General features: G+C 57.8%; 21 protein-coding genes and 1 pseudogene. 17 read left to right on the forward strand and 5 right to left on the reverse strand.

Going from position 1 to position 26,139, the window contains the following annotated elements; genetic code table 11:
* From E5W70_RS16065 to E5W70_RS16125, 13 genes are all read left to right on the forward strand, one after another.
* Positions 1 to 275 (forward strand): ABC transporter permease subunit (locus E5W70_RS16065; protein WP_292659682.1); only part of this gene is annotated, 275 nt, incomplete at its 5' end.
* 1 nt (position 276) lies between these two features.
* A complete protein-coding gene (locus tag E5W70_RS16070) occupies positions 277 to 1,170 on the forward strand; it encodes an ABC transporter permease (protein WP_292659683.1) in 894 nt (297 codons plus the stop codon).
* A 23-nt stretch (positions 1,171 to 1,193) separates the two neighbouring features.
* On the forward strand, positions 1,194 to 2,183 hold the full coding sequence (locus E5W70_RS16075) for an ABC transporter ATP-binding protein (RefSeq protein ID WP_292659685.1): 990 nt from the start codon (positions 1,194 to 1,196) through the stop codon (positions 2,181 to 2,183).
* Positions 2,180 to 3,220: an ABC transporter ATP-binding protein gene (locus E5W70_RS16080; protein ID WP_292659687.1), complete on the forward strand. Its 1,041-nt coding sequence runs from the start codon at positions 2,180 to 2,182 to the stop codon at positions 3,218 to 3,220. The genes E5W70_RS16075 and E5W70_RS16080 overlap by 4 nt, the downstream gene beginning before the upstream one ends.
* Positions 3,221 to 3,688: 468 nt before the next feature.
* Positions 3,689 to 4,942 (forward strand): methylaspartate ammonia-lyase, encoded by a 1,254-nt coding sequence (locus tag E5W70_RS16085; RefSeq protein ID WP_292659689.1) that lies wholly within the window; start codon positions 3,689 to 3,691, stop codon positions 4,940 to 4,942.
* A 14-nt stretch (positions 4,943 to 4,956) separates the two neighbouring features.
* The gene (locus tag E5W70_RS16090) at positions 4,957 to 6,108 is read left to right on the forward strand and encodes a CaiB/BaiF CoA-transferase family protein (RefSeq protein ID WP_292659690.1); all 1,152 of its coding nucleotides are present in this window, start codon (positions 4,957 to 4,959) and stop codon (positions 6,106 to 6,108) included.
* Positions 6,109 to 6,244: 136 nt separating this feature from the next.
* A complete protein-coding gene (locus E5W70_RS16095; protein WP_126097354.1) occupies positions 6,245 to 7,156 on the forward strand; it encodes a CoA ester lyase in 912 nt (303 codons plus the stop codon).
* A gap of 135 nt (positions 7,157 to 7,291) precedes the next feature.
* On the forward strand, positions 7,292 to 8,218 hold the full coding sequence (locus tag E5W70_RS16100) for a LysR family transcriptional regulator (protein ID WP_287276698.1): 927 nt from the start codon (positions 7,292 to 7,294) through the stop codon (positions 8,216 to 8,218).
* 195 nt (positions 8,219 to 8,413) lie between these two features.
* The gene (locus tag E5W70_RS16105) at positions 8,414 to 9,847 is read left to right on the forward strand and encodes an NAD-dependent succinate-semialdehyde dehydrogenase (RefSeq protein ID WP_126097356.1); all 1,434 of its coding nucleotides are present in this window, start codon (positions 8,414 to 8,416) and stop codon (positions 9,845 to 9,847) included.
* Between the two features lie 6 nt (positions 9,848 to 9,853).
* Positions 9,854 to 11,398, forward strand: a complete 1,545-nt coding sequence (locus tag E5W70_RS16110; RefSeq protein ID WP_292659692.1) for a fumarate hydratase — start codon at positions 9,854 to 9,856, stop codon at positions 11,396 to 11,398.
* A gap of 489 nt (positions 11,399 to 11,887) precedes the next feature.
* Positions 11,888 to 12,385 carry an Lrp/AsnC family transcriptional regulator gene (locus E5W70_RS16115; protein WP_095488146.1) on the forward strand — a complete coding sequence of 166 codons (498 nt, stop codon included), beginning with the start codon at positions 11,888 to 11,890 and terminating at the stop codon, positions 12,383 to 12,385.
* 1,413 nt (positions 12,386 to 13,798) lie between these two features.
* Complete coding sequence (locus E5W70_RS16120; protein ID WP_095488148.1) at positions 13,799 to 14,659, forward strand: DUF4231 domain-containing protein; 861 nt, start codon at positions 13,799 to 13,801, stop codon at positions 14,657 to 14,659.
* 9 nt (positions 14,660 to 14,668) lie between these two features.
* Positions 14,669 to 15,175, forward strand: a complete 507-nt coding sequence (locus E5W70_RS16125; protein ID WP_126097358.1) for a TIR domain-containing protein — start codon at positions 14,669 to 14,671, stop codon at positions 15,173 to 15,175.
* A 514-nt stretch (positions 15,176 to 15,689) separates the two neighbouring features.
* On the opposite strand, the pseudogene E5W70_RS16130 reads toward E5W70_RS16125, so the two are convergent.
* Positions 15,690 to 16,124: pseudogene (locus E5W70_RS16130) on the reverse strand (transposase); the annotation flags it as partial.
* 349 nt (positions 16,125 to 16,473) lie between these two features.
* On the opposite strand from E5W70_RS16130, the gene E5W70_RS16135 reads away from it, so the two are divergent.
* Positions 16,474 to 17,880 (forward strand): aminotransferase, encoded by a 1,407-nt coding sequence (locus tag E5W70_RS16135; protein ID WP_063169303.1) that lies wholly within the window; start codon positions 16,474 to 16,476, stop codon positions 17,878 to 17,880.
* A gap of 935 nt (positions 17,881 to 18,815) precedes the next feature.
* On the forward strand, positions 18,816 to 19,553 hold the full coding sequence (locus E5W70_RS16140; RefSeq protein WP_126102498.1) for a LuxR family transcriptional regulator: 738 nt from the start codon (positions 18,816 to 18,818) through the stop codon (positions 19,551 to 19,553).
* A 530-nt stretch (positions 19,554 to 20,083) separates the two neighbouring features.
* Here E5W70_RS16140 and E5W70_RS16145 read toward each other — a convergent pair.
* Positions 20,084 to 20,365 carry a DUF2285 domain-containing protein gene (locus E5W70_RS16145; RefSeq protein ID WP_126097359.1) on the reverse strand — a complete coding sequence of 94 codons (282 nt, stop codon included), beginning with the start codon at positions 20,363 to 20,365 and terminating at the stop codon, positions 20,084 to 20,086.
* A gap of 116 nt (positions 20,366 to 20,481) precedes the next feature.
* Between E5W70_RS16145 and E5W70_RS16150 the strand changes: the two genes are divergently transcribed.
* The gene (locus E5W70_RS16150; protein ID WP_126097360.1) at positions 20,482 to 20,715 is read left to right on the forward strand and encodes a helix-turn-helix transcriptional regulator; all 234 of its coding nucleotides are present in this window, start codon (positions 20,482 to 20,484) and stop codon (positions 20,713 to 20,715) included.
* Positions 20,716 to 21,194: 479 nt separating this feature from the next.
* Here the strand turns inward: E5W70_RS16150 and E5W70_RS16155 are convergent, their stop codons facing one another.
* Positions 21,195 to 21,461: a DUF2285 domain-containing protein gene (locus tag E5W70_RS16155; RefSeq protein WP_126097361.1), complete on the reverse strand. Its 267-nt coding sequence runs from the start codon at positions 21,459 to 21,461 to the stop codon at positions 21,195 to 21,197.
* 109 nt (positions 21,462 to 21,570) lie between these two features.
* On the opposite strand from E5W70_RS16155, the gene E5W70_RS16160 reads away from it, so the two are divergent.
* A complete protein-coding gene (locus E5W70_RS16160) occupies positions 21,571 to 21,789 on the forward strand; it encodes a helix-turn-helix transcriptional regulator (protein ID WP_029354714.1) in 219 nt (72 codons plus the stop codon).
* Between the two features lie 739 nt (positions 21,790 to 22,528).
* Here the strand turns inward: E5W70_RS16160 and E5W70_RS16165 are convergent.
* Together E5W70_RS16165 and E5W70_RS16170 are read right to left on the reverse strand one after the other, a co-directional pair.
* Positions 22,529 to 23,227: an OmpW family protein gene (locus tag E5W70_RS16165; protein ID WP_024505687.1), complete on the reverse strand. Its 699-nt coding sequence runs from the start codon at positions 23,225 to 23,227 to the stop codon at positions 22,529 to 22,531.
* A gap of 38 nt (positions 23,228 to 23,265) precedes the next feature.
* Positions 23,266 to 25,428 (reverse strand): prolyl oligopeptidase family serine peptidase, encoded by a 2,163-nt coding sequence (locus E5W70_RS16170; protein ID WP_275954943.1) that lies wholly within the window; start codon positions 25,426 to 25,428, stop codon positions 23,266 to 23,268.
* Between the last annotated feature and the right edge of the window lie 711 nt (positions 25,429 to 26,139).

Consider the following 26,139-nt stretch of genomic DNA (forward strand, 5'->3'; position numbering starts at 1 on the left):
GCATTGTTGCGTGTTATGCGTTGCCACTAGCGATATTGCCGACCATCACCATACTCGGGGTTGGCATAGCATGGCTGCTTTCGTCTGCAGTTTTCATCGAAGTGGTTTTCGCAAGGCCTGGTATTGGCGCTCTGATTGTGAGCGCGGTCAACGAGCGCAACTACCCGGTCGTGATGGGCGGCGTGTTCGTCACGACCTTCCTCATCGTCACTGCCACGACGCTGTCCGATCTGGTCAATGCAGCCCTTGATCCGCGAGCTCGGGAGAAACTCTGACATGACGAGCATCCAAGCCATCCGCGCCGAAGCCAATGGCGAGCCGGGTCCGGGCACCTTTCTTGCCGTTCTCCGGCAATTGCGCAAGAACCGTTTGGGCCTGCTTGGAGCCCTGCTCGTTTTGCTAGTGTTCGCGAGCGCGATGTTTGCTCCGCTGATAATGACGCATGACCCGATTCGGATTATGGTCGGGCCGCGCCTGGCGGCCCCTTCACGGGAGTTTCTCCTGGGCACGGATCAGCTCGGTCGCGACACGTTTTCTCGCGTCATCATGGGCGGCCGCATTCCGCTCCTTGTCGCGTTCGCCTCTCTAGGCATTTCACTGGCGCTCGGCCTTGTGCTTGGCCTAGTCGCAGGCTTCGGGCCGCGTTGGCTCGACAACGTACTGCTGCTGATCTTTGATACGATCCGCTCGTTTCCGGGCATCATATTTGCGCTGGCTGTTATCGGGCTACTTGGACCCAGTGTGACCAGCGTTATCTTTGTTATCGCAATAACGTCCATACCTATTTATGCGCGCATTGCTCGCACCCAAACAGAAGCGCTTCGCAATAGTGAATACATTGCCGCGGAGCAAAGCATGGGCGCCAGTACGACGCGCATCCTCGCCGTCCACGTGCTGCCCAACGTCATCGGCCCGCTTGTCATTCTTGTGAGCATGGACGTGCCGGCCGTTATCGCCGTACAGGCAGGTCTCAGCTTTCTAGGCTTGGGCGTGCGCCCACCGACTCCCGATTGGGGAGCTGTCCTGAATGATGGCTACAATTACATCCAAAATACGCCCTGGCTCGTCATAGCCGGAAGCACGCCGATCGTTCTCGCAACGTTGGGCTTCACATTTTTGGGTGAGGCGCTGCGCGACATATTCGACCCCAAGCTCGGGAAAGACATATGAGACCCGATCGTCCGAGGCAGCAGATGTCCACTCTTTCGCTGCTCGAAATTCGGGGGCTTGATCTCGATTTCGGTACTCCCTCCGGCCGCGTGCATGCGCTGCGAAACGTTTCGCTCGATGTTCCCGCCGCACAGGTAGTTGGCATTGTCGGCGAAAGCGGATCAGGAAAATCCACGCTCGCCTATACGGTGATGGGACTGCTTCCAGAAAATGCGCAAGTTACCGCCGGCGCTATTGTCTTCGAGGGGCGCAACTTACTCGATATGCCAGCGTCGGTACGACAGAGCCTTCTCGGCGATCGCCTTTCCATGATCTTCCAAGATCCGATGACCGCACTCAATCCCGTGCGGTCCATCGAGAGCCAGATGATCGATATCCAACACCATGAACGGAGAAGCCGGAGCGAGAAACGCGCCGCTGCCATCGCCATGCTTCGGCGGGTGGGAATTCCCGACCCCGACTCCCGTATCGGCGGTTTTCCGCATCAGTTCTCCGGTGGCATGCGCCAACGTATCTGCATCGCCATGGCGCTTCTTGTTAAGCCGGCGCTCCTGATCGCCGACGAGCCAACCACCGCGCTTGATGCAACTCTGGAGGTGCAAATTATTCATCTCCTTAAGGATCTCCAGAAGGAGATCGGTTGCGCCGTCTTGTTCGTCTCTCATCATCTCGGCGCGGTTGCTGAGCTATGCGACCGGGTCGCTGTCATGTATGCTGGCGAAGTGGTTGAGCAGGGGACCGTACGAGACATCTTCCACAATCCCAGACATCCCTACACTCGCGCGCTGCTCAAATGCGATCCGGGGCGGATTAGAAAAAGTACGCGTAATTTGCCGACCATTCCCGGCGAGGTGCCCAGCCTTCTAGGTGTCAAGCAAGGATGCATTTTCAGTCAACGGTGCCCCTCGGCACTCGATCGTTGTAGCCAACAGAGCCCGGCTGAGTACCGCATCGGCCTCGAACACCGTGCGCGATGCCATTTGCTCGGTGAAGAACAGAAGGTTTCAGCATGAGCTCGCTGCTCCGCGTCCAGGATCTTTGCGTCCGTTTCCGCACGATGGGTCCACTGAAGGCGCTTGCGGCGGGCACGAAGCATCCTTTCGTCGACGCAGTCTCCGGCGTGTCCTTCGAAATCCGCAAAGGCGAGACACTTGGTCTCGTGGGCGAAAGCGGTTCGGGCAAGTCCACCGTTGCGCGCGCGATCATGGGGTTGAGGCCGCCTGTGAGCGGCAGCATTCGCTTCGAGGGAGAGGAAATCACCGGACTGAGCGCGGCCGAACGTAAGCCGTATCTACGACGCATGACGATGATGTTCCAGGATCCCATCGGCTCGCTCTCGCCACGGCTGACCGTGCGATCGCTCCTGTCGGAGCCTTTCCGCATCCACGGATTACGCGATCGCGATGTCGGAGCCGAAACGGAACGTCTCTTGCGCATGGTCGGCTTGCCGACGGATTTTGCTCGGCGCTACCCCCATCAGCTTTCCGGCGGGCAGGCTAGGCGAGTGGGCGTCGCGCGTGCCCTTGCGCTCAATCCGGACCTGATCATTGCCGACGAGCCGACGGCCGGCCTCGACGTCTCGGTGCAAGGCGAAGTGCTTAATCTGTTTGCTCGCTTGCAGGACGAACTCGGCATCGCGATTCTGATCATCACTCACAACCTCAATGTCGTTCGCCATATCACTGACCGTATGGCGATCATGTATCTCGGCCGCTTCGTCGAGGTTGGGCCGACCGAACGCATTTTCGATCAACCGCGGCATCCATATACGCAAGCCTTGCTGTCGGCCAATACGGAGCCCGATCCGGATGCCGTTCTCAATCGCATCGAGATAACGGGCGAAGTGCCGAGCCTGATAAGGCGGCCATCCGGCTGCGAGTTCCACACGCGCTGTCGTTACGCCCACGACATCTGTAGCCGCGTATTCCCGGAATGCTCGGCAAGCCGGGACGACGCGAAGCACCGCTTCAAATGTCATTTCCCGCTGGAGGGCGGAACCGCGCCGTCGTTGCAGCAGCAGCCGCAGGTTCCAATCGGAACCCGGTTCTGATGATGTGAGTTATCGCGGTCACGGCTGGTGCCACGACAGTTATCGCCAACCGGAGGCGCGGCATTATCAAACCTGATCGCTTGGCGCCACGACATAATCAACATCCCGAACTGCTTATAAACGTCCGCCGGAACCTCGCCGTTCGTCATTACGATCACATCTCGCACTTGCTACGCCCGGCGGTCGACGGCGATGCCGTGCTCGGAAAGCGGGCCGCGGATCTGATTGACGAGCCCGACTCGCGTCGCTAACCATGCGGAGGCGACGCACATATGAGGATCAAAGTGATTGAGAATCGCTAACAATTCAAATCAGCTCAAGTGCGACAGGCGCAAGCCATCTGAAAATGCGATGCCACCGTGCCGGACATTATATTGGCAAACTTAACAGCAAGTCGTGCATGCTCCGCTGGCATGCCGCGTTAGCTGTGTCCGCCCGTCAACTCTTCCGTAACTCGAGCGAAGTGAAGTGCACATCAAAGAAGTCCTCCTCGCGCCCGGCAATGGCGCATTTTTCTATGACGACCAAGCTGCTATCAGGGCCGGCGCAACCCAGGACGGCTTCATGTATGTCAGCGAACCGTTAACACCTGGGTTCACGTCCATTCGCGTTCCGGCCTCTTCGCTCAGCATCGGGCTTGCCCTCACCGACGGGACCATCGTTTGGGGCGACATGGTGAGCGTCCAGTACTCTGGTGCGGGCGGACGCGATCCCTTCTTTGAAGCTGCTCAAATCTCGGATTTGACGTCGCGAGTCGTCTCGCCACGACTTCTCGATGTCGATGCGTCTCGCTACCTTGCTGCCTGCGCGAATGTTTTCGAGCCTCACGATGATAAGCGGCTGCCTCTCGCGATTGAGTATGGCGTCAGCCAGGCGCTTCTTCGCGCAGCCGCTCATCTTCACCGTGCGACAATGGCGGAGATCATATGCGCTGAGTTTAACCTACCGCTGTCAATGCAGAGGGTCCCCATCTACTGTCAGAGCGGTGACGCTCGCGAAATTAACGTCGACAAGATGATTCTGAAGGGTGTGGATGTGCTTCCCCACGGCCTGATCAACTCTCGGCAGAAATTCGGCGTAGACGGTCAGACCTTCATGGAGTTCGTGAAGTGGGTCGCGAAGCGTACGCGCGAGATCGGCCGTCCCGGGTATAATCCCGTGCTGCATTTCGATGTCTATGGCTGGATCGGTCAAGAAATCGGCCTGGAACCGCAACGGGTCGCCGATTTTATCTGCAGGGTTGTCGATACCGTTCCGGGTTTTACGATCAACATCGAGTCCCCGGCGGACTTTGGTTCGACGCAAGCTCAAATTGAGAACTACGCCGAGATCGTATCCATTTTGGACAGCCGAGGTTCCAGTGCTCGAATTGTCGTCGATGAGAGGTGCAACACGCTTGAGGATATTCGGCTCTTTGCCGAAGCGAGAGCCGCGCATCTCATTCAAATCAAGACGCCCGATGTTGGCTCATTGGCTGACACGGCACATGCCGTGCTCCTGTGCAAGGAGAACAAGGTAGGCGCGTACGTTGGAGGAAGCTGTACCGAGACAGATCTCTCTGCCCAAGCTTCTGTCCACATATCGGTGGCGACCCAGGCAGACATGATGCTTGCGAAGCCTGGAATGGGTGTCGACGAGGCATTCTCAATAGTTGGGAACGAACAAAATCGGTTGCTGGCTATGCTGAACCGTCGTCGAATTCAAAACGAAAACGTTGGATGAAAACACGGTGTCGCATGCAGAAGTCTCTTGAGGGGATCACCGTCGTTGCCGTGGAGCAGGCGGTTGCTGCGCCTTACGCTTCGTCTCGCCTTGCTGATGCCGGCGCCCGGGTGATCAAGATCGAGAGGCCCGAAGGGGATTTTGCCAGAAATTACGACAAGTTGGTGCGGGGTCAGAGCGCTTACTTCGTCTGGCTCAACCGGGGTAAGGAGTCGGTCTGTCTGGACTTGAGATCTGAGGCGGACCGCGCCGTTCTGGACACGCTCATTGCCGGTGCCGACGTTTTGATCCAAAATCTAAAGCCGGGCAGTATCGAAAAATTGGGTTTCGGGTCTGCGGATCTGCGTCGACGTTTTCCGCGGCTGATCACCTGCGATATCTCTGGTTTCGGGGAGCAGGGGCCGTATTCCCAGTTGAAGGCTTATGATCTCATCGTCCAGGCCGAAACTGGTCTGTGTGCGATCACCGGGACGCAACAGGGACCCGCCCGTGTGGGTGTGTCGGTTTGCGACATCTCGGCAGGCATGACAGCGCACAGTGCCATTCTTCAGGCGCTGTATCACCGCGAGGTCACCGGCGACGGGACCAGCATTCAGGTGTCACTGTTCGATGCCGTCGCCGACTGGATGAACGTGCCGGTTCTTCAAAACGAATACGGCGGCTATCACACGGTTCGCGCGGGCGTAAAACACCCGTCGCTCGCGCCGTATGGCGCCTATCGCTGTGCCGACGGCAAAGAGGTCATCTTTTCGGTTCAGAATGACCGTGAATGGGTGAATTTCTGCGAGAAGTTCCTGAAGCAGCCGGGGCTTATACGCACACCTGGTTTCGCCGATAATATGGAGCGCCTCGGTCACCGTGCGCAACTTGATGAGATCATCGAACAGCGGTTTTCCGAACTGTTATGCCACGAAGCAATGCAGGAGCTTGAGGCGGCCGGGTTGGCATATGGCCGACTGAACGAAGTCGCGGATGTTTCAAAGCACCCACACATTCGCAAGGTGCAGGTCGGAACACCCGAAGGAACCATCGAGGCGATAGCGCCGGCGGCGATCTTCAACTCTGAGCGCCCTTTGCTGCGCCCCGTTCCGGCTCTTGGAGCTCATACCGAGGCTGTCCGCGAGGAGGTTCTGGGACGTTTGCGCGAACGAGCTGCGTCAGCGTGAGCGCGCGCCTTGTCGGGAAGGGGGCGCGGTTGCGACCCACAGAGTGCATGCCTACTCCTAACCCTTTCCAGTCCCACGGCCGCCCAGCCAGCTCACTGACACAGCCCGCGCTAAAACCGGCACCAGAGGCGACTTCATGAAGGGCACCATTCCGGCCGTTGAAAGCCCGATGTCCATTCGCCGATGGAGATCTCTGCTCTTCGTTCCTTCTCATGTTCCGCGTTTTGTGGAGGCGGCTCATGAGCGCGGGGCAGATGGCATCATACTCGACCTAGAGGACTCCGTTCCCCAGGATCAAAAAGGTGAGTCACGGCGCCAGCTTGGTGCATCCGTGGCAAAGGTGGGCCGCAGGGGCGCTTCTGTTTTAGTTCGCGTGAATCGCGGTTTGCGAGCCTTGGCGGCCGATCTCGACGCAGCCGTGATGGCGGGCGTTGATGCACTTGTTCTTCCGAAAGTGGATTCGGCAGCGTGGGTAGCTGAGATCGCGAATGCGGTATCGGAACTCGAACGAGAAAGAAATCTTCCGTTGGGATGTATCCGGTTTCTTGCCCAAATCGAGACCCCAGGTGCCTTGCAAGAGCTATCGGCCATTGCCTCGTCACATCCCAGGATGGTCGCAATGGCCCTTGGCCCTGAAGACTTTAGTGCCGCTGTTGGCGGCGCCCCAGAACTTGATCTTCTCTTGACGCCAAACCTTTCTGTTCTTTTTGCCGCCCGTGCGGCGGGGTTGCTCCCGCTGGGCTTCATAGGAAGCATTGGCGCGTTCTCTGACACTCACAAACTTCGTGAGGCTGCGGAGCGTGCACGGCGGCTCGGCTTTGCCGGAGCTTTGGCGATCCATCCAAACCAGGTTGCCATATTCAATGACGCTTTTTCGCCAAGTCCACAGGAACTCGAATGGGCCCGTCGTGTCCTCGCGGCGGAGAAAGATGCGACGGCGCAGGGCATAGGCGCGTTCGCCCTGGACGGAAGGATGGTCGATCCACCGGTTATCCAAAGGGCCCGAGATATCATCGCCACGGATCCGGGCGCCGGGTTGGGCGTCTGAGGCCTCAGAGGTTGGTTACCAAACTGGAGCGACCCTACGGCTAGGAGTTATGCAACTCGGCACAATTATTGCTGTCGCGCCATCGCATTTCGAGATAGATTAAACTAATTGCAGTCCGCTCTCGGATGGGTACTCGTGGAAATCAGGCAGTTAAGATACTTCGTCGGTGTGGTCGAAGCAGGCAGTTTCACGAAGGCCGCTGGCTTCCTTAATGTTGCCCAGAGTGCGCTGAGCCTGCATGTGCGTCAACTGGAGGAAGCCTTCGGCACTCAACTGCTGATACGCGACAGGACCGGTGTGAGCGTGACGGCGTCAGGAGCCAAACTGCTCGAACGCGCTCGGGCGATTCTTAAAGAAATTCGACTTACCGAGGTGGAATTGACCAACACAGCTGCTTCCCCCGCCGGGGAGGTGACGATTGGCATTCCGTCTGGAGCTGCCCGCGTCCTGAGCGGCCCCCTGCTTGAGTCGGTGAGAAACGAACTGCCCAGGGTCTCCCTCAAGATGGTCGAGGGTATGACGGGACCGCTGGAGGAGTGGATGGCTGCTGGACGCTTCAATCTGGCGGTACTCTACCGCACTGCGGATAGCGTAGGCCGAATGACGGTGATAGCGCGCGAAAACCTTTGTCTGGTGGTACCGTCGGGTGAGCCGCCTTTCGAAGATGCGATATCTCTGGCCGACCTGCATGCATTCCCCCTGGCGGTTCCCATGCGCAATAACAATGTCAGGCGTTCGGTGGCTGACGTCGTCGCACAGCACGGTTGCGCGCTGGACGTCAGGTTTGAAGTGGACTCGCTTTCAACGATCATCAACATGGTCGTAGAGGGGAAAGCGCATTCTATTCTCGCCGCGTCTGCGGTTCAGAAAGAAGCCTCTCAGGGTCTGGTCCGTACGGTCAAGATCGTGGATCCGGTGATTACCCGCTCCGTTGTGCTTGCTGTAAACCCGAAAGATGAGCGTTCCGCCGCCGTGTCCGCAGTCCGCAAGCTCATTCCGAAGGTCGCTCGAGAATTGATTGAAATCCGGAGCTGGGCAGCGGTGGCGCCTGAGGCGACCTGACAAACTAACCTTTAAAGCTGGGCATGATCTTTTGCGGCCATTAGGACCAGCCCGATCTGGATTCCAGATGGATTTCGGCAATATTCGATATTTGACCCGCCGCGACCATCGCGATGAAACTGGCTCAAGCGAGTTCAGCAGTTTCGATATCGAAACTGCGCTCGTATGCAAGAATTCAGTCAAGTGGAGCCCGCGATGTCCGACGCCAAGAGTTACGAGCTCTTCATTAATGGCAAATGGCGAGCCGGTGGTAGCCGAGCCACTTTGCCGGTGATCAACCCGGCGACGGAGAAGGTATTTGCCTCAGTGGCCTCGGCTACGGTTTCAGACTTGGATGAAGCTCTTGCTTCGGCAGAACGCAGCCGCAAGGCGTGGTCCTCACGACCCGCCAAAGAGCGTGGCGAGATACTCGTCTCTGCCGCCAGCATTCTGGCAGAGAAAGCTGGCGCCGCAGCCAGGGACCTGTCGTCCGAACAGGGAAAGACGATTGCCGAAGCAACAGGAGAGTACGCGCGCGCAGTCGAAACGCTGGAATGGAATGGCCGGCATGCCGATGAGTTGTCGACCCCGATTCCGTTGGGTCCGAACAGGATGATCGTCCCGGAGGCCCTCGGTGTCGTCGCTGCCTTTACGCCGTGGAACTATCCAGCCGTTCTCATCGCCCGCAAGCTCGCCCCCGCGCTGGCGGCAGGCTGCCCGGTGATCCTCAAAGGGGCCGAAGAGACGCCAAGCGTGGCTGTCCATATCGTGGAATCTTTGCGTCAAGCAGGGATACCGGAAGGCGTGGTCAACCTGGTGTTCGGTGTTCCTGTGCATATATCACGGCATCTGCTCAGTTCGCCAATTGTCAAAGTCTTGACGTTCACGGGGTCGACCGCTGTTGGGAAACAGCTGGCCACACTGGCCGCGAATAATCTGCAGCGCTGCATCCTTGAGCTCGGTGGACATTCCCCGGTTATTGTGTGCGAAGATGCCGACCTGGCAACGGCGATACCGGCTATTTCGGAATACAAATTCGAGTGCGCGGGCCAGAGTTGTAATGCGCCCAGCAGGATTCTTGTCGCCCGATCCCGCTATGAGGAATTCCTGTTCCGGATGACGGAGGCGGTCCGAAAAATCAGGATCGGTCCACCGGATGACCCTGCAACGCAGATGGGTCCCATGGCAAACGCGCGGCGAATCGAGGCCATGCAACGCCTGACCAAAGATGCGGTAGAGGGCGGCGCCCAAATCGAGACCGGTGGCACCCCCCTTGACCGACCGGGGTTTTACTGGCCGCCAACCATCCTGACTGGCGTACCGAAGGAAGCGAGAGTGCTTCATGAAGAGCCGTTCGGACCAATTCTCAGCGTGGCTCCTTTCGATACGATCGAAGAGGCGATCGATGAAGCCAACGCCACGGAGTACGGTCTGGCCGCCTACTTGTTTACTGGCGCGGCCGATACGCAACAGAGGCTTGTGGGCGGTCTTTCTGCGGGCGCTGTTAGTGTGAATTACCTGAAAGGGGTTTCCGCTGATGCCCCTTATGGAGGAGTCAAGCAAAGCGGCTATGGATATGAAGGCGGCGAGCAGGGGGTGCGAAGCTTCCAGATTCTGAAAATGGTGAATGGCCTCGGGTCATTTGGATAAAATCCGGTGGGAAATAGAACACGGACCATCGCTGGCAAGGACATCACAAGAAGCGTCGCCGACGCTCTTCAGTACATCTCGTACTATCATCCTCCAGATTATATCCGGTCTCTTTCTCACGCATACACGCGAGAACAGAGCCCGTCGGCGAAGAATGCCATAGGTCAGATTCTGCTGAACTCCCGCATGGCGGCCTTTGGGCGGCGCCCGATTTGTCAGGACACCGGACTTGTGGTTGTCTTCGCAAAGGTCGGCATGGATGCCCGCATTAAGTCAACGGCCAGTTTCGCTGATCTTGTGAATGAGGGCGTACGTCAAGCCTATCTCGATCCGGACAATCCCCTTCGGGCATCGATCGTTGCGGATCCCCTCGCCAGACGGGTCAACACCCGCGACAACACGCCGGCAGTTGTCCATGTCGACCTGGTGCAAGGTAACCAGATTGAGGTCACCATCGCCGCAAAAGGCGGCGGGTCGGAGAACAAGGCACGTTTTACCACCCTCAATCCCAGCGCCTCCGTTTCCGACTGGGTGGTCAATACCGTTTCGACCCTTGGCAGCGGGTGGTGTCCACCTGGACTGATCTCTGTCGGCATCGGTGGTAGCGCTGAAAAGGCGATGCTGCTGGCCAAGGAGGCCATGAACGAGCCCATCGATATGGCGGAACTGATCGCAAGGGGGGCGTCAAGCGCAGAGGAGGGGCTGCGGATTGAGCTTTATGAGCGGATCAACGCGCTTGGTATCGGCGCCCAAGGCCTTGGTGGTCTGACGACAGTCGTTGACGTCAAGGTTGCGACCTATCCTACTCATGCAGCGTCCAAGCCTGTGGCGCTCATCCCGCAATGCGCCGCCAACCGGCACCTGAAGTTTACTTTGGACGGCTCTGGACCCATCAGCCTCCAGCCGCCCGATTTGCGCGAATGGCCCGACATCGGAGCCGACGAATTGAACCCAGCCGGCGTCCGGCGGGTCAATTTAGATACGCTGACGAAGGAAGAGACGGCATCGTGGCGCTGCGGTGAAACGCTCCTGCTGTCTGGAAAGATGCTGACGGGCCGTGACGCTGCCCACAAGCGAATGGTCGAACTGATCGATGCCGGCAAGCCGCTTCCAGTCGATCTGCGGGGACGCGTGATCTACTACGTCGGTCCCGTCCGGGCAGCGAGAAATGAGATCGTTGGACCCGCCGGTCCAACAACCTCCAGCCGCTTGGACGATTTTACGGACAAGGTGCTCGCCGAAACCGGCCTTTTCGCGATGGTGGGCAAAGCGGAGAGGGGACCGGCGGCCATCGCCTCGATTGTAAGACACAAAACGCCATACCTTGCTGCAGTGGGTGGCGCTGCGTACCTGATCTCAAAATCGATTAAGGCGGCGCGGATCGTTGCCTTTGAAGACCTGGGCATGGAAGCCATCTATGAATTCGATGTGCAGGACATGCCTGTTATCATGGCCGTCGATGTTGAGGGAAACTCCATTCACAATTCCGGGCCTCTTGAGTGGCGTAAGCGTATGGCGGCCGACAGCATCGCACGCAACATTGGCGTTTGAGTCTTTCCGTTGGGCGATTTCGGCCAGACTCCAGCGTCAAATTGCCGTGAGACGAGCGGCATTTGCGGTGCCTTGCGCCTCCGCGAGCCGGACGAGCAAGGCCTTCAATTCACCCCAATAGCTGAATGTGCCACTGAATACTGCATTGAGTATGCCGTCCACGCGATCGAGGCTCGAATGCTGTCGCACGTCTATCAAGTACGGCAGCGGAGATTCAAGAAAATGGGGTATCTATTTATTAGGAGGTCTTCGCCGCCGCCGACTATTCTCTCCAGCGGCATCATTGCCCCGTTAGGCGTCGGGGCGATAGCCAAAGTACTTCTGCAGCTTTTCTCAGCGGATCGCTCTCCCTCAGCTGATTGTCGTACCCCATTCTGGCACATTTCGGACCGAGAACGGATGCGTTCCACTACTACATTCGGTCATTCAAGATGGATAGAATTGATCGGCGCACAAGGCGCTGTCATCGCTGCTTGAGAGCAACAGGTTATGAAGTCGAAACCCGACCCCGTGCAACTCGACAGTTGGGACGTCCGGATTCTCTCCGAGATTCAGGCAGACGGTCGGATTTCAAAAAGTGAGCTTGCAAAACGAGTTCATCTTTCGGCGTCGGCCTGTTCGGAGCGGCTCCGAGCACTCAAGGCCGCAGGGATTATTGAGGGATTCTATGCGCGACTGAGTCCTGCCCTCATTGGCGGCATGATCTTTGTGATGGTAGAAGTCGTGCTGGATCGCCATCGTCTTGAGGACCAACGACACTTCGAAACTGCAATCCAAGAGATCCCGGAAATCCTGGACTGCTGGGCAATTGGGGGGCGCGTCGATTATCTGATGCGGGTCGCATCTCCTTCTATGGCCGCCTATCAGGATTTCATGGAGGGACTGCTGCAGGCAGGCTTGGGCATTGATCAATACTATAGCCTTGTCGTCACGAAACCAGTGAAGTCCAATTCACCGATACCTTTGTCCGCACTGAGGCAACGGTGAAACCGAAAGTTTAAGTTTCAACGGCGTTTGGCGCGGATCCCGTAGATTCGTCGGCAAAAGGCGCCCATTCCGACGAAACTCAAGGGACATTTGCGGTATACTAATTGCTGGAAAAAGGTGGCCGAGCGCTATCCGCCAGTTGATGGCGAGGAAGGACGATGCGCTTGAGCAATCTGGAACCGATCATTCCAGGAGACGGATCGAAGCAGCCATCGGACGCACTTGCCCAGCACGGTTACGGCGAGAAGCCAAACCGGATCGTGCCTGGTTGAGGAGGCGTCCATATCTAAGATGCGAAGTGCCGAAAAATGCCTCTACCGCTACTTCAAGGGGGGAACTTTCGCCCTGGATTGGCGATCAGTGGCGATTGAGCTTAGTCGCGGTCAGCGCATCCGTGTAGGGGGCGAAATCTACAGCGAGGGTTTGGCAAGCCGACGGATAGCGGGAGTGCAAGCTGGCCCGCTCGGCCTTGGCGACCAACCGGGCCCTCGACGCCTGCGGACATTCGGAGATCGCTCCATCGCGTTTTTACGTCCTAAGTTCGTTGCTGATCGAGATTAGGAGATCGTCTGTCCTGTTTGACATTGCTGGTCTCCGCAGCCTTCTAAGTGAGGAGCATGGCTGTGCCGGGGGCGCGTAGGTGGGTGACAAGGCCGGTCACTCCTGCCAGCCGACGTGGTCTTTGAGAAGGTGGAGGTTGCGCTACCCGGCTGGAGAGCATGGTGCCAGTTTTCACAAGACAAGGGTCGCTTAATCGAATGGGCGTCAAGTTCATAGATTGCGAACAGATCATGGGGGGATTTGAATAGTGCTACTGACCGAGGCAGAGCTGAAAAGAGTTGCGAATGCCAGTCGAGGACATAGAGCCGCATCGATCGTTCTAAAGGAAGAGACGGCCGCAGCTACAGCCAGATCGTCATTCGACGTTTTTCTGTCACATTCTTTCAAGGACGCAGAGATCATTCTCGGTGTGAAGCGAATTTTCGAGGAGCTTGGGTTCACTGCTTACGTAGATTGGGTCGAAGATTCACAACTGGACCGCACAAAGGTCTCCTCGGCCACCGCCGAGTTGCTGCGGACCCGTATGAGGCAGTCAAAGACGCTTATCTATGTGCATTCAAACAATTCTCCAGGATCCAGATGGATGCCTTGGGAGCTTGGCTTTTTCGATGGGTTTCGGACCGCGGTAGCGGTTCTGCCCGTGGCAAAAAATTCTTCGGAAACATTCTCCGGGCAAGAATTTTTGGGCCTATACCCTTACATTGATGGGACAGGACCTGCATTCCTGTTTATGAACAGAGGGACCGCGCCTCGCTCAAGAATAGGCTCTGTAAGCTCGACTGCTAACCTCACGTTTGCCAAATCCTGGCTTAAAGAATTTACCGCCACAAAATAGACTGGTGTGCTTCAAAAATGAAATATCCGGGACTCTATAATAGCGCCGACGTGGCATCCAACGAGCAGCAGGCGACGTTTCTGCGCCTGATCCGGGCAGAGTACGTTCTTCTTTTTTTAGCGTCGGTGCTCTCTTTGGACTTGTCGTCATCAAAAGCCTATTTCGGTGTCTATGCTGCGGTATTTCTTTGCTCAATGGGAGTCCTCATTTTCCGGTCGGTCACAAAGCCCGAGCAGGTCTGGTATCAGGCTCGAGCTCTGGCAGAGTCGGTGAAGACATTGACTTGGCGCTTCGCGATGCGAGCACAGCCGTTCGATGACGCGCGCGCGGCTGACGCCAGAGCTGATTTTCGAAAGCTCATGGAAGATATCCTTGATAGCAATCGTCACCTTGGTAGCGCGTTGAGCGGCACCGATTCAGCATCGCCCCAAACAACGGACGAGATGATGTCGATAAGGGACTCCCCGCGAAAAGAACGAAAAGACCTATATCTGCAGAGACGAATCTGCGACCAACGGAAGTGGTACGAGAAGAAGGCGCGCTCGAACAAGAGGTCCGCGAAAGTCTGGATGGGCCTTGGTATTTTTGCATACGCTCTGGGATTCTCGTTCATCGTAGTACGCATCGCTGACCCCGCGATGCCAGGCTGGCCGACCGAGCCGCTAATTGTCATCGCCGCCTCCCTTATCGGGTGGACCCAGATCAAGAAATTTAACGAATTGGCATCGGCTTACACGTTGACAGCTCACGAGATCGGCTTGACTGCCGACCTTATTACGGACGCCAACTCGGATGAGGCATTCTCCGCCGCGGTGAACGAAGCCGAACTGGCTTTCTCACGGGAGCACACCCAGTGGGTTGCTCGTCAAAACAACTAAGAGACAACAATGGCATACAGCGATCCGACCTATGTAATATTTGACGGCGATGAAGACGCTTGGGCATACCGCTTTATGAAAGGGTGGAACGCCAGCGAGAATGTGAGTTTTGAATTCGCGAACGCTCACGATCTGGACAATATGACGGGCCGAGCACAGGACGAAGATTATGTTAAACGCAATCTTCGCAACAGAATGAATGGATCGAGCCAGGTACTTGTCCTGATCGGTGAGAAGACGAAAAACCTTTTTCGCTTCGTGCGCTGGGAAATGGAATTGGCTCTTGATCTAGGTCTGCCGATAATCGCAGCAAACCTTAACGGCTCGCGGCAACAAGATGTGAGCTGTCCGCCTATCATCAGGGACAAATGTGTTGTGCACGTGCCGTTCAAGATGAAGGCCATCAAGCACGCGCTAGCCAATTGGCCGAGCGAATTTCATCGGCTTTCAAACGCTCAGCGTGGCGATGGCGCCAGGAGCTATGGCGAAAGCACCTATCGCGATCTCGGCTTATAATCGCCCACCTAAAAGCACTTAGCCGCCACAACATCCTCGCCATCCGCTGGCGGCGACTAGCCTTAGCAACGACCGCCAGCCTGTTCCGAGCTTGCCGAGCGATGATAAGAAGACGTCCGATTTGCTGAGTTTGGCAGAAAGCTGCAGGTCATGTGCAACCTATTTGAGGAGCCCCGCTCGAAGCGTCGGATCGTCAGGCACGATCACGTCGCGCGAGGGCGCTGGTTTCGCGAGGAAAAGGAGCGGCTGTTCGACGTTTGAGGCTTGATCCAGCGTTTCGAGACTGCACGAGCGGCGAGCATTGATGGAGGCAGCTTTTCAGGCCGCGCAATTCTGTCGGCTGCCCCCTCCTGCGAGCCGCAGCTCGGCTCGCCCTGCGCAGCAACCACGAATCTGCGATCGCAAGAAAGGCAACACGCTGACCGATAGAACTTGGCGGCGCTGGTCGGCTGCGAATCAAGATGTCGATGGCAAGGAGCTCTCGCCGCGCGTCTTTGCCGGGCCGAACCTTCTGGCTCTCGTCCAGCCGCTTGTTGATGGCCGAGATCGACGAGGCCGAGAACGCATGGCCGCACAGCTCTTCGGTGATCGCCTTGACCTTCCGGGTCGACACGCCCTGCACATACATCTCCGCAAGCGTCGCCACCAAGGCCCGCTCGGAACGCTGGTAACGCTCGAAAAGTTCGGTCGAGAAGCGGCCCGCCCGGTCCTGCGGAACCCGCAGCTCAAGCTTGCCGACCCGGGTGACAAGCGTGCGGCCATAGTAACCCGAGCGATAGCCGAGACGCTCCGGCGTGCGCTCGCTCTTCGAAGCACCCAGCGCCTCGTCCATCTCGGCCTCGAGCACCTCCTGCATCACCGCGCGGATCACCTCGTGCAATCCATCCGGATTCGAAAGCAGAATGTCTTTGACGGCAGCGCTGGCGGTCTTACTTTCTGTCTTGGTCATGGTGGCGTTCCTTCCAGGGAATCGGTGACGTTGAACATCACCAGCCTGCCATGACCGCCCTCTCTCAGCGAATTTGCAGAACCCTCAGCACACTACCCAATATCGCCCGCTAATCGGGCACTATGCTGGGCGCATGCGCGTCGTAAGCTGTTCGTGTTTGCAGGACGCGCCCCCGACCCTCGGCTAAGGCGAAGGTGACGCCTTAGTTTTCACGGCAATTCGGGCCGATCCCGCGAATTCCACGGCCAATAACCTGCATTCCCGAGAAACTCGAGGGACGTTTCCGGTATGCTATCTAAACAGGTGGCTGGCCGAGTGCCCTCCGCCAATTTATCGCGAGGAGAGGGACATGCGCTTGAGCAATCTGGGAACCGAGCAACTCCGGGAGAAGGATAGAAGCTTCGTCTTCCATCCTTCTACGCATTTGGCCAAGCACAGCCGAGGCGAAACGCCAAATAGGATTATGGCCGGTGCGGAAGGCGTCTATATCTGGGACACCGAAGGCCGAAGGAGCCTCGACGGTTTCGGAGGACTCTACTGCGTCAACATGGGATATGGATGCACGGAGATCGCCGAGGCCATTGCCAGGCAAGCACACGAATTGCCGTTCGCGCACGTCTATGCCAGCCAAGGTACGGAGCCGGTCGCCCTGTTGGCAGAGGCCGTGGTCGAGTATTTCGGTCAGAACATGCGAAGGGTCTATTTCGGCCTCTCCGGTTCCGATGCCAACGAAACCAACATCAAGCTGGTCTGGTACTATAATAACATTCTTGGCCGGCCCGAAAAGAAAAAGATCATCTCGCGAAATCGCGGCTATCACGGGTCTGGATTGGTCACGGGTAGCCTAACTGGCCTTCCCTTCTTTCACAATTTCTTCGACCTGCCTCTGGATTTGGTGCGCCATACAACCACGCCGCACTATTACCGCCAGGCGCGTGTCGAGGAGAGCGAGGAAGCGTTCTCCCGGCGCTGTGCCGATGAGCTTGAAGCCTTGATCCTGGCCGAAGGACCGGAAACGGTTGCAGCTTTTATCGGAGAGCCGGTACTTGGGACAGGAGGTATTGTGCCGCCCCCCAAAGGGTACTGGACGTCCATTCAAGCGGTGCTCGACAAATACGATATCCTTCTAATCGCGGATGAAGTGGTCTGTGGCTTCGCGCGAACCGGCGAGAAGTTCGGTTCCCACCTGTATAACATGCGTCCGGATTTCGTGACCATCGCAAAGGGTTTGAGTTCCGCCTACCTCCCCATCTCCGGGTCAATCATTGGCGACCGTGTCTGGTCGGTTTTGGAACAAGGAACTGAGAAGCACGGCGCACTCGGCCACGGCTGGACATATTCGGGGCACACGCTTTGTGCCGCAGCCGCGCTCGCCAATATTCGACTGCTTAAAGAAAAAAATATTCTGGAGCATGTCCGCGATGTTGGACCGTATTGGCAAGACCGGATGAAGGCCGAGCTGGCGGGACATCCCATCGTTGGTGAAGTTCGCGGAGTGGGTATCCTGTCGGCCGTAGAGATGATGCGGGACCCAAAACAAAGGATACCATTCGAACCCGACCTTCAGGTCGGGGTGCGCACTGCAGCTGCTCTGTTTGAGAATGGTGTCATCGGACGGGCCATGCCGCATGGCGACATCCTCGGTTATGCCCCCCCCCTGATCATTACCCGAAAAGAGATCGACATCATTGTCGACGCGACGGTAAAGTCGGTCGATACCACCTATCGCGCGCTGAAGGCCGAGGGTGCCGTATGATTTTGCGATCGCGAAGGAGCGAGTCCGGAGGCAGGCATGTCCCTGCGCGCTACTGCGCCGAGCAGACCCAAAACTGTTGAATTCCAGATATCTGATCTTGAGCATGCTCCGGGCTATTTCAGTCACGATTTGTAACCGAATCAATTCTGCCGCCGCTGTCCTGTTGCCCAACGACCAGGACCTCTGTGCGGCGCGCCCTGCGGGTGTACCTCCCCGCCGGCAGGGCGCCCTTTTTGACCCACGTAATCAGTATCATTATGGCCCGTGCGGAATCGAGGGTCTGGTAAAGGTCATCTGCACGTTCCGATGCAGATTGAGCTTAGACGTGCCCTTTACATCATTGCAGCGGGCCACGGTCGCCGGTTCCAAAGTGCGGCAATGCCGAAGATTATCTTCCTTCACATCACAAAGAGCAGAATAATCATTGCGGTGAATTTTATCACGTCAGGTATATAAAAGGACGATACTCACACGCCACCCCGTTCACAAGGAAAGGCATTTTAATATTGTTGAGACGATTTGCCTATCAAAGAAAAGAAAGCATCGCAACACTTCTTTGCGGATCACGGCGCCCCGGGTGGGGGATGAGCGGCTATCCGAATTGTTATGCTAATGCCGACCCAAATTCCTGCAAAAGCTGGGGTCAATGATGGCTTTTGGTCAGCGCAGGATGATTTCTCCTGGTTTGGTCGGTGCAGGGGCGGTCATGATTTAATGCATGGAGATTCTCTGATTGAGCTGTTGAGATCATGAGGCGTCTGCCAGACGCCCATCGGGTGAGCCCAGCATGATTGGGATGACCGACGAAGATCGAAAGTGTGGCAGCATTCTGGAGCCCGGTCAGCCCAGCGACGCCCGCGGATTCAATCACGTTTGTCGGGACATACACGACGCAGCCGGAAGGCGTGCAGAAAGAGGAAGAATCGAGCGCGACGATGACGAGGGACATGCCACTTGTTTTCGAGACATTCCTTGAAAGACTGTCACAGAGTGTCGATGAGGCAGATTTCCGGGATGCCATGGCTGAGGCGGCCGGACGACTTGACCTAATCTTCTTTGCCTACCTCTCCTTGCCAGCACGGCCTTCCGGCAAACCGAGGCTAATTTCAAACTATCCACCCCGCTGGACCAGACAGTATCTGGAAAATCAGTATGAGAAACTCGATCCTGTGGTCTTGCGTGCTCGAAATGGCGGCTGCCCGTTTCACTGGGGATCGAATTTCGGAGGCGATAAAATGTCGCCGGCTCAACAGCAGCTATTCGATGAGGCGGCTCAATTCAGCATCTGCTGCGGTTTGACGATCCCAATTGTCGATCTCCGCGGCCGCATCGCTGCGGTTACTTTTGCCGCCGATGAGCCTCGTCCAGTATTTCTTCGGGTCGCTGAGCGGTACGAACAAGCTCTTCAACTGATGGCGGCCTGCTTTCATCGTTGCGTTCGCCGCAAATTGCCGAGCGATCGAACAGTGGATGGGATTTCGCTGACATCCCGCGAATATGAGTGCCTGAGGTGGGCAGCGCGGGGTAATTCAGCCTGGGTGACCGGCCGCATCTTGGGTATCAAGCCACGCACGATCGCTTTTCATTTGGACAATGCCAAGAAGAAGCTAGGCGTGCGAACCCAAAATCAGGCTATAGCCCTTTTGGGGTCCGAAGGGTCCTCAATTCTCTGAGAAGCTTTTTGATCCCCTTGTGCTCGGGCCATTCGATCGCACGCCTTGTATCGAGCGTTGACTGGATGCCAAGATCTTCTGTTCCGCCGGCTCGGGCGATGCAGCCGTATTCTTCCAGTCCGCGCCGGTGCTCATAGTCTATGGGTGCTCGAGCGGGTGTTTCGTCGCTGACGAGCTAGTCGTGCGGTTATATAGTTTCCGAGGATGGCCCGCTTGCATACCTGCCTGCCGGTAATCTCTAAACCCTTAACTTAGGGCGATGGCTGTCGGTTATGCGGCTTGAAAGCGAAGAGGTGGACCCTTCGTCGAGCGCCGGCACGATATGGAGTGCTGCTCCGGGCTAATACCCATCCAGACAGAGCGGAACCTTCTATCACGTCAGACGCTCGGTTGCCAAACCCGATTTCCTGGGAACTTAATTGTGCTCGCCACTGGGGCCATTTTGCCGGGGCTGTAGTGCAGGTCCCGATCAGCCTGACCGTGGCTGCCACAGGAACTGCCTGCTTCTATGACCGAGCACTGCGAATTTGTCAGCTGGCGAACAATTCCTTGTAGCCGCTCGTCACCATCCAGTTCGCACGGTCAAGATGACTACGAAGCGCCTTCCTGGCGCGCTCCGGTTCAAGTGCCGGATCAATGCCGAGGATCAGTTGGGCCATTTCCTCTTCGGGCGCCTCATCGGCTGAGGCGTCCAGGAGCCTCATATAGATGGTAAAGTGCGCCCTGTCGTAGGAGGTAAGACGGTCAGACCAAGGGACTTCGTCGAGCAGTGTTGAGCTTTGAGTCCTATCTGTTCCCGGTGATCGATTCATGTCTGCCGCGAACCTCGCATGTTGATCGCTGGATGCAAGGCAGAATATCCCAAAATGGGATAATCCGAAACGGGGATTAGTCGCTGAGCCGGTCTCTACCTGACCGGTTCACCTAAATGCCCAAATCTCTTCGATCTCCCCGCCACCAGCGGTTTCTGGCCCAGTTGATCTCACTGCGCAATGTCAAAGGGCTGACGCAGGCGCAGGTGGCTGAGAAGCTTGGTCGTCCGCAATCTTTCGTGGCGAAATATGAGGGTGGCGAGCGGCGTCTCGATATCATTGAGTTTCTCGACGTAACTGCGGCCCTCGATGCTGATCCGTGTGAGATTCTGTTGAGCCTGCGCACGTAGTGGGCGCCCGCGCCCTCACCGCGCGTGCCGTGTGCCGGTGGATTGATCCCCGCTTTTCTTGGCTCTGGCGTCTCGACCATTCCGCTGCGCCTCCTAGCGCGTCGTTAGACTCTCGCAATTCTCTCTGTTTGTGCCTTTCCCAGCAGGTGGCGCCGTATCCTTCTAGGCCCGCCGCGGCGTCCCGCAACCCTTAGCCAGCTGTGAGCTTTCAGTAGGTCGTCCATCCGGTCCTCCGGATGCGGTGCGGCTCAGACGGCGCGCCCCTTCCTGTCATGACTCGCCGCCGCACCGCTTCCTGGGAAGCAGCCATTGGCGAGCGGAGGACAAAACGATGAGACCAGCGAAGCGCAGGGCCATCCGCGCCGACTGGAAGTCCTCGCGATCATCTTGGAGCGGCATTCGCGCTGTGGTGATGCGTCGATGCATGGTGGTTGCGCTACTTCGTTGCTTGAAGCGAAGCGACCGCACCGCCCATTTGGTCAATTGGCGAACAAATCCTTGTAGCCGCTCGTCACCACCCAGTTTGCACGGTCGAGATGACTGCGAAGAACGTTCCGTGCGCGCTCCGGTTCGCGTGCCGGATCAATGCCGAGGATCACATGGGCCATTTCCTCTTCAGTGGCGTTGTCGGCTGAGGCGTCCAGGAGCCTCATATAGGTTGTAAAGTGGTCCTTGTCGTAGGGCGTGATGCGGTCCGACCAGGGGACCTCGTCGGCGAACGGCGTGTTCGATCTGGGCTGCAACATCGCTAATTCTATCTCCGGCCGATGGACCCGCGAAGCCCTGTGCCTGCTAAATGTGGATTACATATTATAGTTGATAAACTCAAGCCGCCTGATCCGCTGGCTTGCGTGCATGGATATGCGCAAGTTGGTCGGACGGAATGTGCAGAGGATCAGGCAAAGGAAGCGCCTGACGCAGGAGCAGCTTGCGGAGATTTCCGGGTTCAGTCAGCAGTACATCAGCGGCTTGGAGAAAGGCCGAAGAAATCCGACAATTATCACGATCTATGAACTGGCATTGGCCCTCGGCGTCAGCCACATGGATCTGGTTCGGCCCGACAAACAGGCCTGATGCCCCCGCCCTCCAAGTAGCTGGCGGCCTGATGGCGCGCGCCGGGTGCTTGTGAGCCCACGCTTTTCTTAGGTCCCCCGGCAGCCCCTGCCATTTAGCTCGCCCTCGCGCGGGCGCACCCTATTGGACAGTCGGCCGCTGCGTTTTTGTCAGCTTTTCCTGGGACGTGGGGTGGTCGGCATTCCCTTTTAGGCCCGCCGCGGCCTGCCGCAACCTTCGCTCTCGCTTCAGGTCCTTCTCTTGGTTACGGTCCTTCGGATGCGGTCTGCCTCTTTCAGCGGGCCTAATCGCTTTCTGTCGCCCGCCCCACGGGGACAGGCACGCGAGACTAGTATGGAGCGTTGCGGTTAGCGCGCGAACAGCAAAGGAACCGAAAAAACAGGCAACTGTCGCAGCATGGCTGAACCAGCCATCGTGTCGGCATCTAGGAGCCGCGTGTTCGCCTTGCGCTGACACGAAGCTCAGACATAACGTCGGGGAGACGATGCTGGCAAATAGTCTGGCTGAAGCATTCCACCCACAATACCAAAGCCCGTCCCGATCCAAAGCGCTTCTAAGCCCTCCATCTCAGGCGCGAGGCCTGCTGGCCAGTGCACCTTCTTGGTCCGCCGGAAGAGAGCCCCGCCCTCTCGACAATCGGCTTCATGAGGTCTCGCCCTGCAGTGTCGACCGTAAAAAAGGGCGCGCGAGGCGCCCTTCATTTAAACCGGCAGTCGGGAAGCAGACTTCACTCTGATATTCAAAAGCGGTAGGTGACACCTGCGCCTATCAGCCAGGGATCGAGCTCCGCCTTCCCCGTCAGCTTCGCGCCGGCCACCGTGACGTCGAAGTCCGGCTTCAGGAAAAGCTTCTTCACGTCGAAGTTGAGGCCCCAGTGCTGGTCCACCATGTAGTCGAATCCGACCTGCAGCGCCGTGCCGAACGTGTTCTTCACCTTGAGAGCATCAGCGCTGCCAGTGTCCTGGTTGTAGAAGATCGTGTAGTTCACGCCTGCGCCGACATAAGGTTTGAACGCGCCGAGATCGGTAAAATGGTACTGCAACGTGAGCGTCGGCGGCAGCAGCCAAACTTTGCCGATGTTGCCCAACCCTCCGATCGTCCCTTGGCCCGCGATGTTGGCATAGGTGGTACCGAGTATGAGTTCGGCGGCGATGTTGTCGGTGAAGAAATACGAGATATCGAGTTCCGGCGTCACCGTGTCCGAATACGAAAGACCGGAGCCGGGAAGCGTATCAACGTAGCCCAGATCTTTCGTAACGACGCCCAACGCCCGCAGGCGGACCTGCCAAGGGATTGGCGCTTCGGTGACCGAGGCTCCCGTCTCCGCCAGGACGGTCTCTGCTTGCGCAGGCTCCGCGGCGACGGCCTGCTGTCCCACCATGATCAGGGCCACCGCCGCTGCTGTTGCCCGCGCTACGCCCATTCGCGTTCTCGCCATGAGATTCACTCCTTGATGTTCAGAAAGGATGCACTGCACTATTTCGTCTCCTGCTCGAATGAATTGTTGATGGATCTCAAATGCCCCTCTTGCGTTGCAACGCGTTCCGCCGTCTCCGGAAGGTGATCGTTGAAGCCGATTGCGCTGCGGAGAAAATTGGTACCTAGACTGATGAATGCGGCTTGCTCCCGATTGTCCTTGCCGCAGCCGTGCCCGCCTGCGCTGGCCTCGTAAAAGTAAGCGGGATAGCCAAGAGCCTGCAGTTTTGCGGCCATCTTGCGCGCATGGCCCGGATGGACGCGGTCGTCGCGTTTCGTGGTGGCGATCAGGATAGGCGGATAGGGCTGTCCCGGCGCTGCGGCGTGATAGGCGGAGATTTCCTTCAGGAAAGCCCAATCGTGAACCTTGTCCGGATCGCCATATTCGTCGATCCAGCTCGCGCCCGCCAAGAGCTTGGTGTAGCGACGCATGTCGATAAGCGGTGCTGTGCAGAACAGAGCCCCGAAATGCTCAGGATAGCGGGTCAGCATGTTTGCGATCAGCAGGCCGCCATTTGAGCCACCCTCGGCGGCAATCCGCCTCGGCAGGGTGATGCCCCTTCGCACGAGGTCGGCGGCAACGGCGGCGAAATCGTCATGGGCGAGACGCTTGCCCTCCCTGCGCCCGGCTTCGTGCCAGCGGGTGCCGAACTCGCCGCCGCCGCGGATGTTCGCCTCGACACACGTGCCGCCGCGCTCGAGCCACAGCTTGCCCAGCGGGGAGTTGTAGTAGGGCAGGAGTGATACGCCGAACCCGCCATAAGCGGAAAGGTGAATCGGAGCATCTCCGTTCCCGTTCGCCGGACCAACCTGCGTATAGGGGATCAGCTCATGATCGATAGAGACTGCCTCGTGGCGCGTGACCACCAGTCCGGATGCATCGAAATTCTCCGGGCTGCGCTTCAGGATTGCTGAAGCGCTGAGAGACGGCGCGGCATTCATATCGAACAGCAAGAGCTGCGGCGGCGTGATCGGATCCTGAGCACAGATCAGGACCTCTCCATTGGTCTCGTGAACTGCCGCATCGAATGACCAGACGTCGACAGTACCTTCGGCGGGCAGGGTGTTCAGGACTCGGCGCGTCCATTCCTGGTGGCCGGGAGTGAACATCTCGAAACGCGGTACGAGATTGACGAGGTAAGAGATAATGAGCTTCCCGTCATTCCAGAAGAATGACTGCATGGAGCGCCTTTCCCCTGGTTGAAACAGGGTCTCAAAATGGCGTCCGCCGGCGAGGAAAGAGGAAAGCGAGATGCCGATCAGCGCGTCGGCGGGATGGGTGGTGCCTCCCACCGTCCAGGGCTTGCGCGGCCTTACCGCCAGCCAGTCGCCGAAGACCCGCCACGAGGCGTCGCGAGGAAGATCGATCTGCCTCCTCGGCCCGCTCCTATCGCCGATCCAGCTGATCTTCTCGAAGAAGGCCGGCTGCTCAATGAACCAAAGGCGCTCGCTGCGGCCGGTGCGGTCCGAATGACCAGACACTTGGAAGCTTTCGAACCCGGCCTCGAAGATTGCCGGCGTGGTGAGGGGATCCGCGTCACGCTTCCACAGTCGAACGGTGCGCGCATAGCCGGAGCGGGTGGCCATGCCATTACCAAGCGCACTGGAAAGCAGAAGCGTGTCAGGGTCCAGCCAATTAACGTAGCCTTTGGCCTCGGGGAGGTTGAAGCCGTCCGCGACAAAGCTCAGAGAGATCAGGTCGAATTCGCGATGCACGACCGCGTCGCTGCCGCCGCGCGACAGGCGCAGAACGGCTCTTTCCCGTCTCTCCGGCTCGATGGACGCGCCGTCCCAGATCCAATCCTCTCCGTCGCTAGCCGCGAGAGCATCCAGATCGAGCAGTAGCTCCCATTGGGGATCTGCCTTCATGTAGGCGGCAAGGGTGGTCCGGCGCCACAGTCCGCGTGGATTTCCGTCATCTCGCCAGTAATTGTAGAGGTACTGACTACGGCGCGCGATCAGGGGAAGATTGTCGCGATTGTCGAAAATGGCTGTCAGAGCCGCGCGGTCGCGCTCGAACTGCGTTCCACCGAAGTGCTTGAGAGTCCTTGCCGATTGGCCGGCGGCCCAGGCAAGTGCCCGCTCGCCCTCTACATCTTCAAGCCAGACATAGGGATCGTCGTCGGGAGCATCCAGCGTTGGACGGACATCAAATGCGTTCATGTCCGGACAGCCTTCAGAAAGAAGGGATAGAGGCTTCCGTCGGCTCGGGAACGCTCAGTGCTGGTAGCGGCGCCCACATGTTCGAAAAGCGTGATCATTGATGAGTTCTTTCAGTCGGTGCGGCATCGCAGTGCTTTTGCGCATAGGACCGCAACCGTCGTGCCAACTGGGAAAATCGTTTCGGAACAATGCGATCGCTCTGGAAGCGTTGTGTCACATGTCCGACATCGTCGAGAATCCGACAACGAGTGCTCCTCCTAATCACCGGATCAACCTCCGGCGCCAGGCGGTGACACCGTGCAGAACTCGAGCAGTGAAGCTCATTGGTGAACCTGGTTGACGCCCAACATCTTCGCTCTGGAGCGCTTCACGCACACGGATTCATGGCAGACACCATGATGCGATCGATGCGGTTAGAGACCAAGCTGGCTGCGCCTGTGAGTTTCAGCCGCCAGCTGGAAGCAGCTGAGTTCTGACGAGAAGGGTGGGGCACCCCTTGGGCGACCTGATGGTTGCCCAAGCCCTGCCGCAATCTTGGCCTGCACCGTCCCCTTGATTGCTGTCGATCAAGCCAGGAAGCTGCATTCGGGCGAACGCATGGGGCTGGTCCCCATGGCAACTTGGGCTGATGTGGGGCCGTCCGATATGCGATACGAGGGTCTAGGATAGGGGAGCTCGGGCTCGGTAGTATCTCAGCGAGACGGCTAATGG

It is taken from the genome of Mesorhizobium sp. (genome assembly GCF_005063415.1).
Taxonomy (GTDB): Bacteria; Pseudomonadota; Alphaproteobacteria; order Rhizobiales; family Rhizobiaceae; genus Mesorhizobium.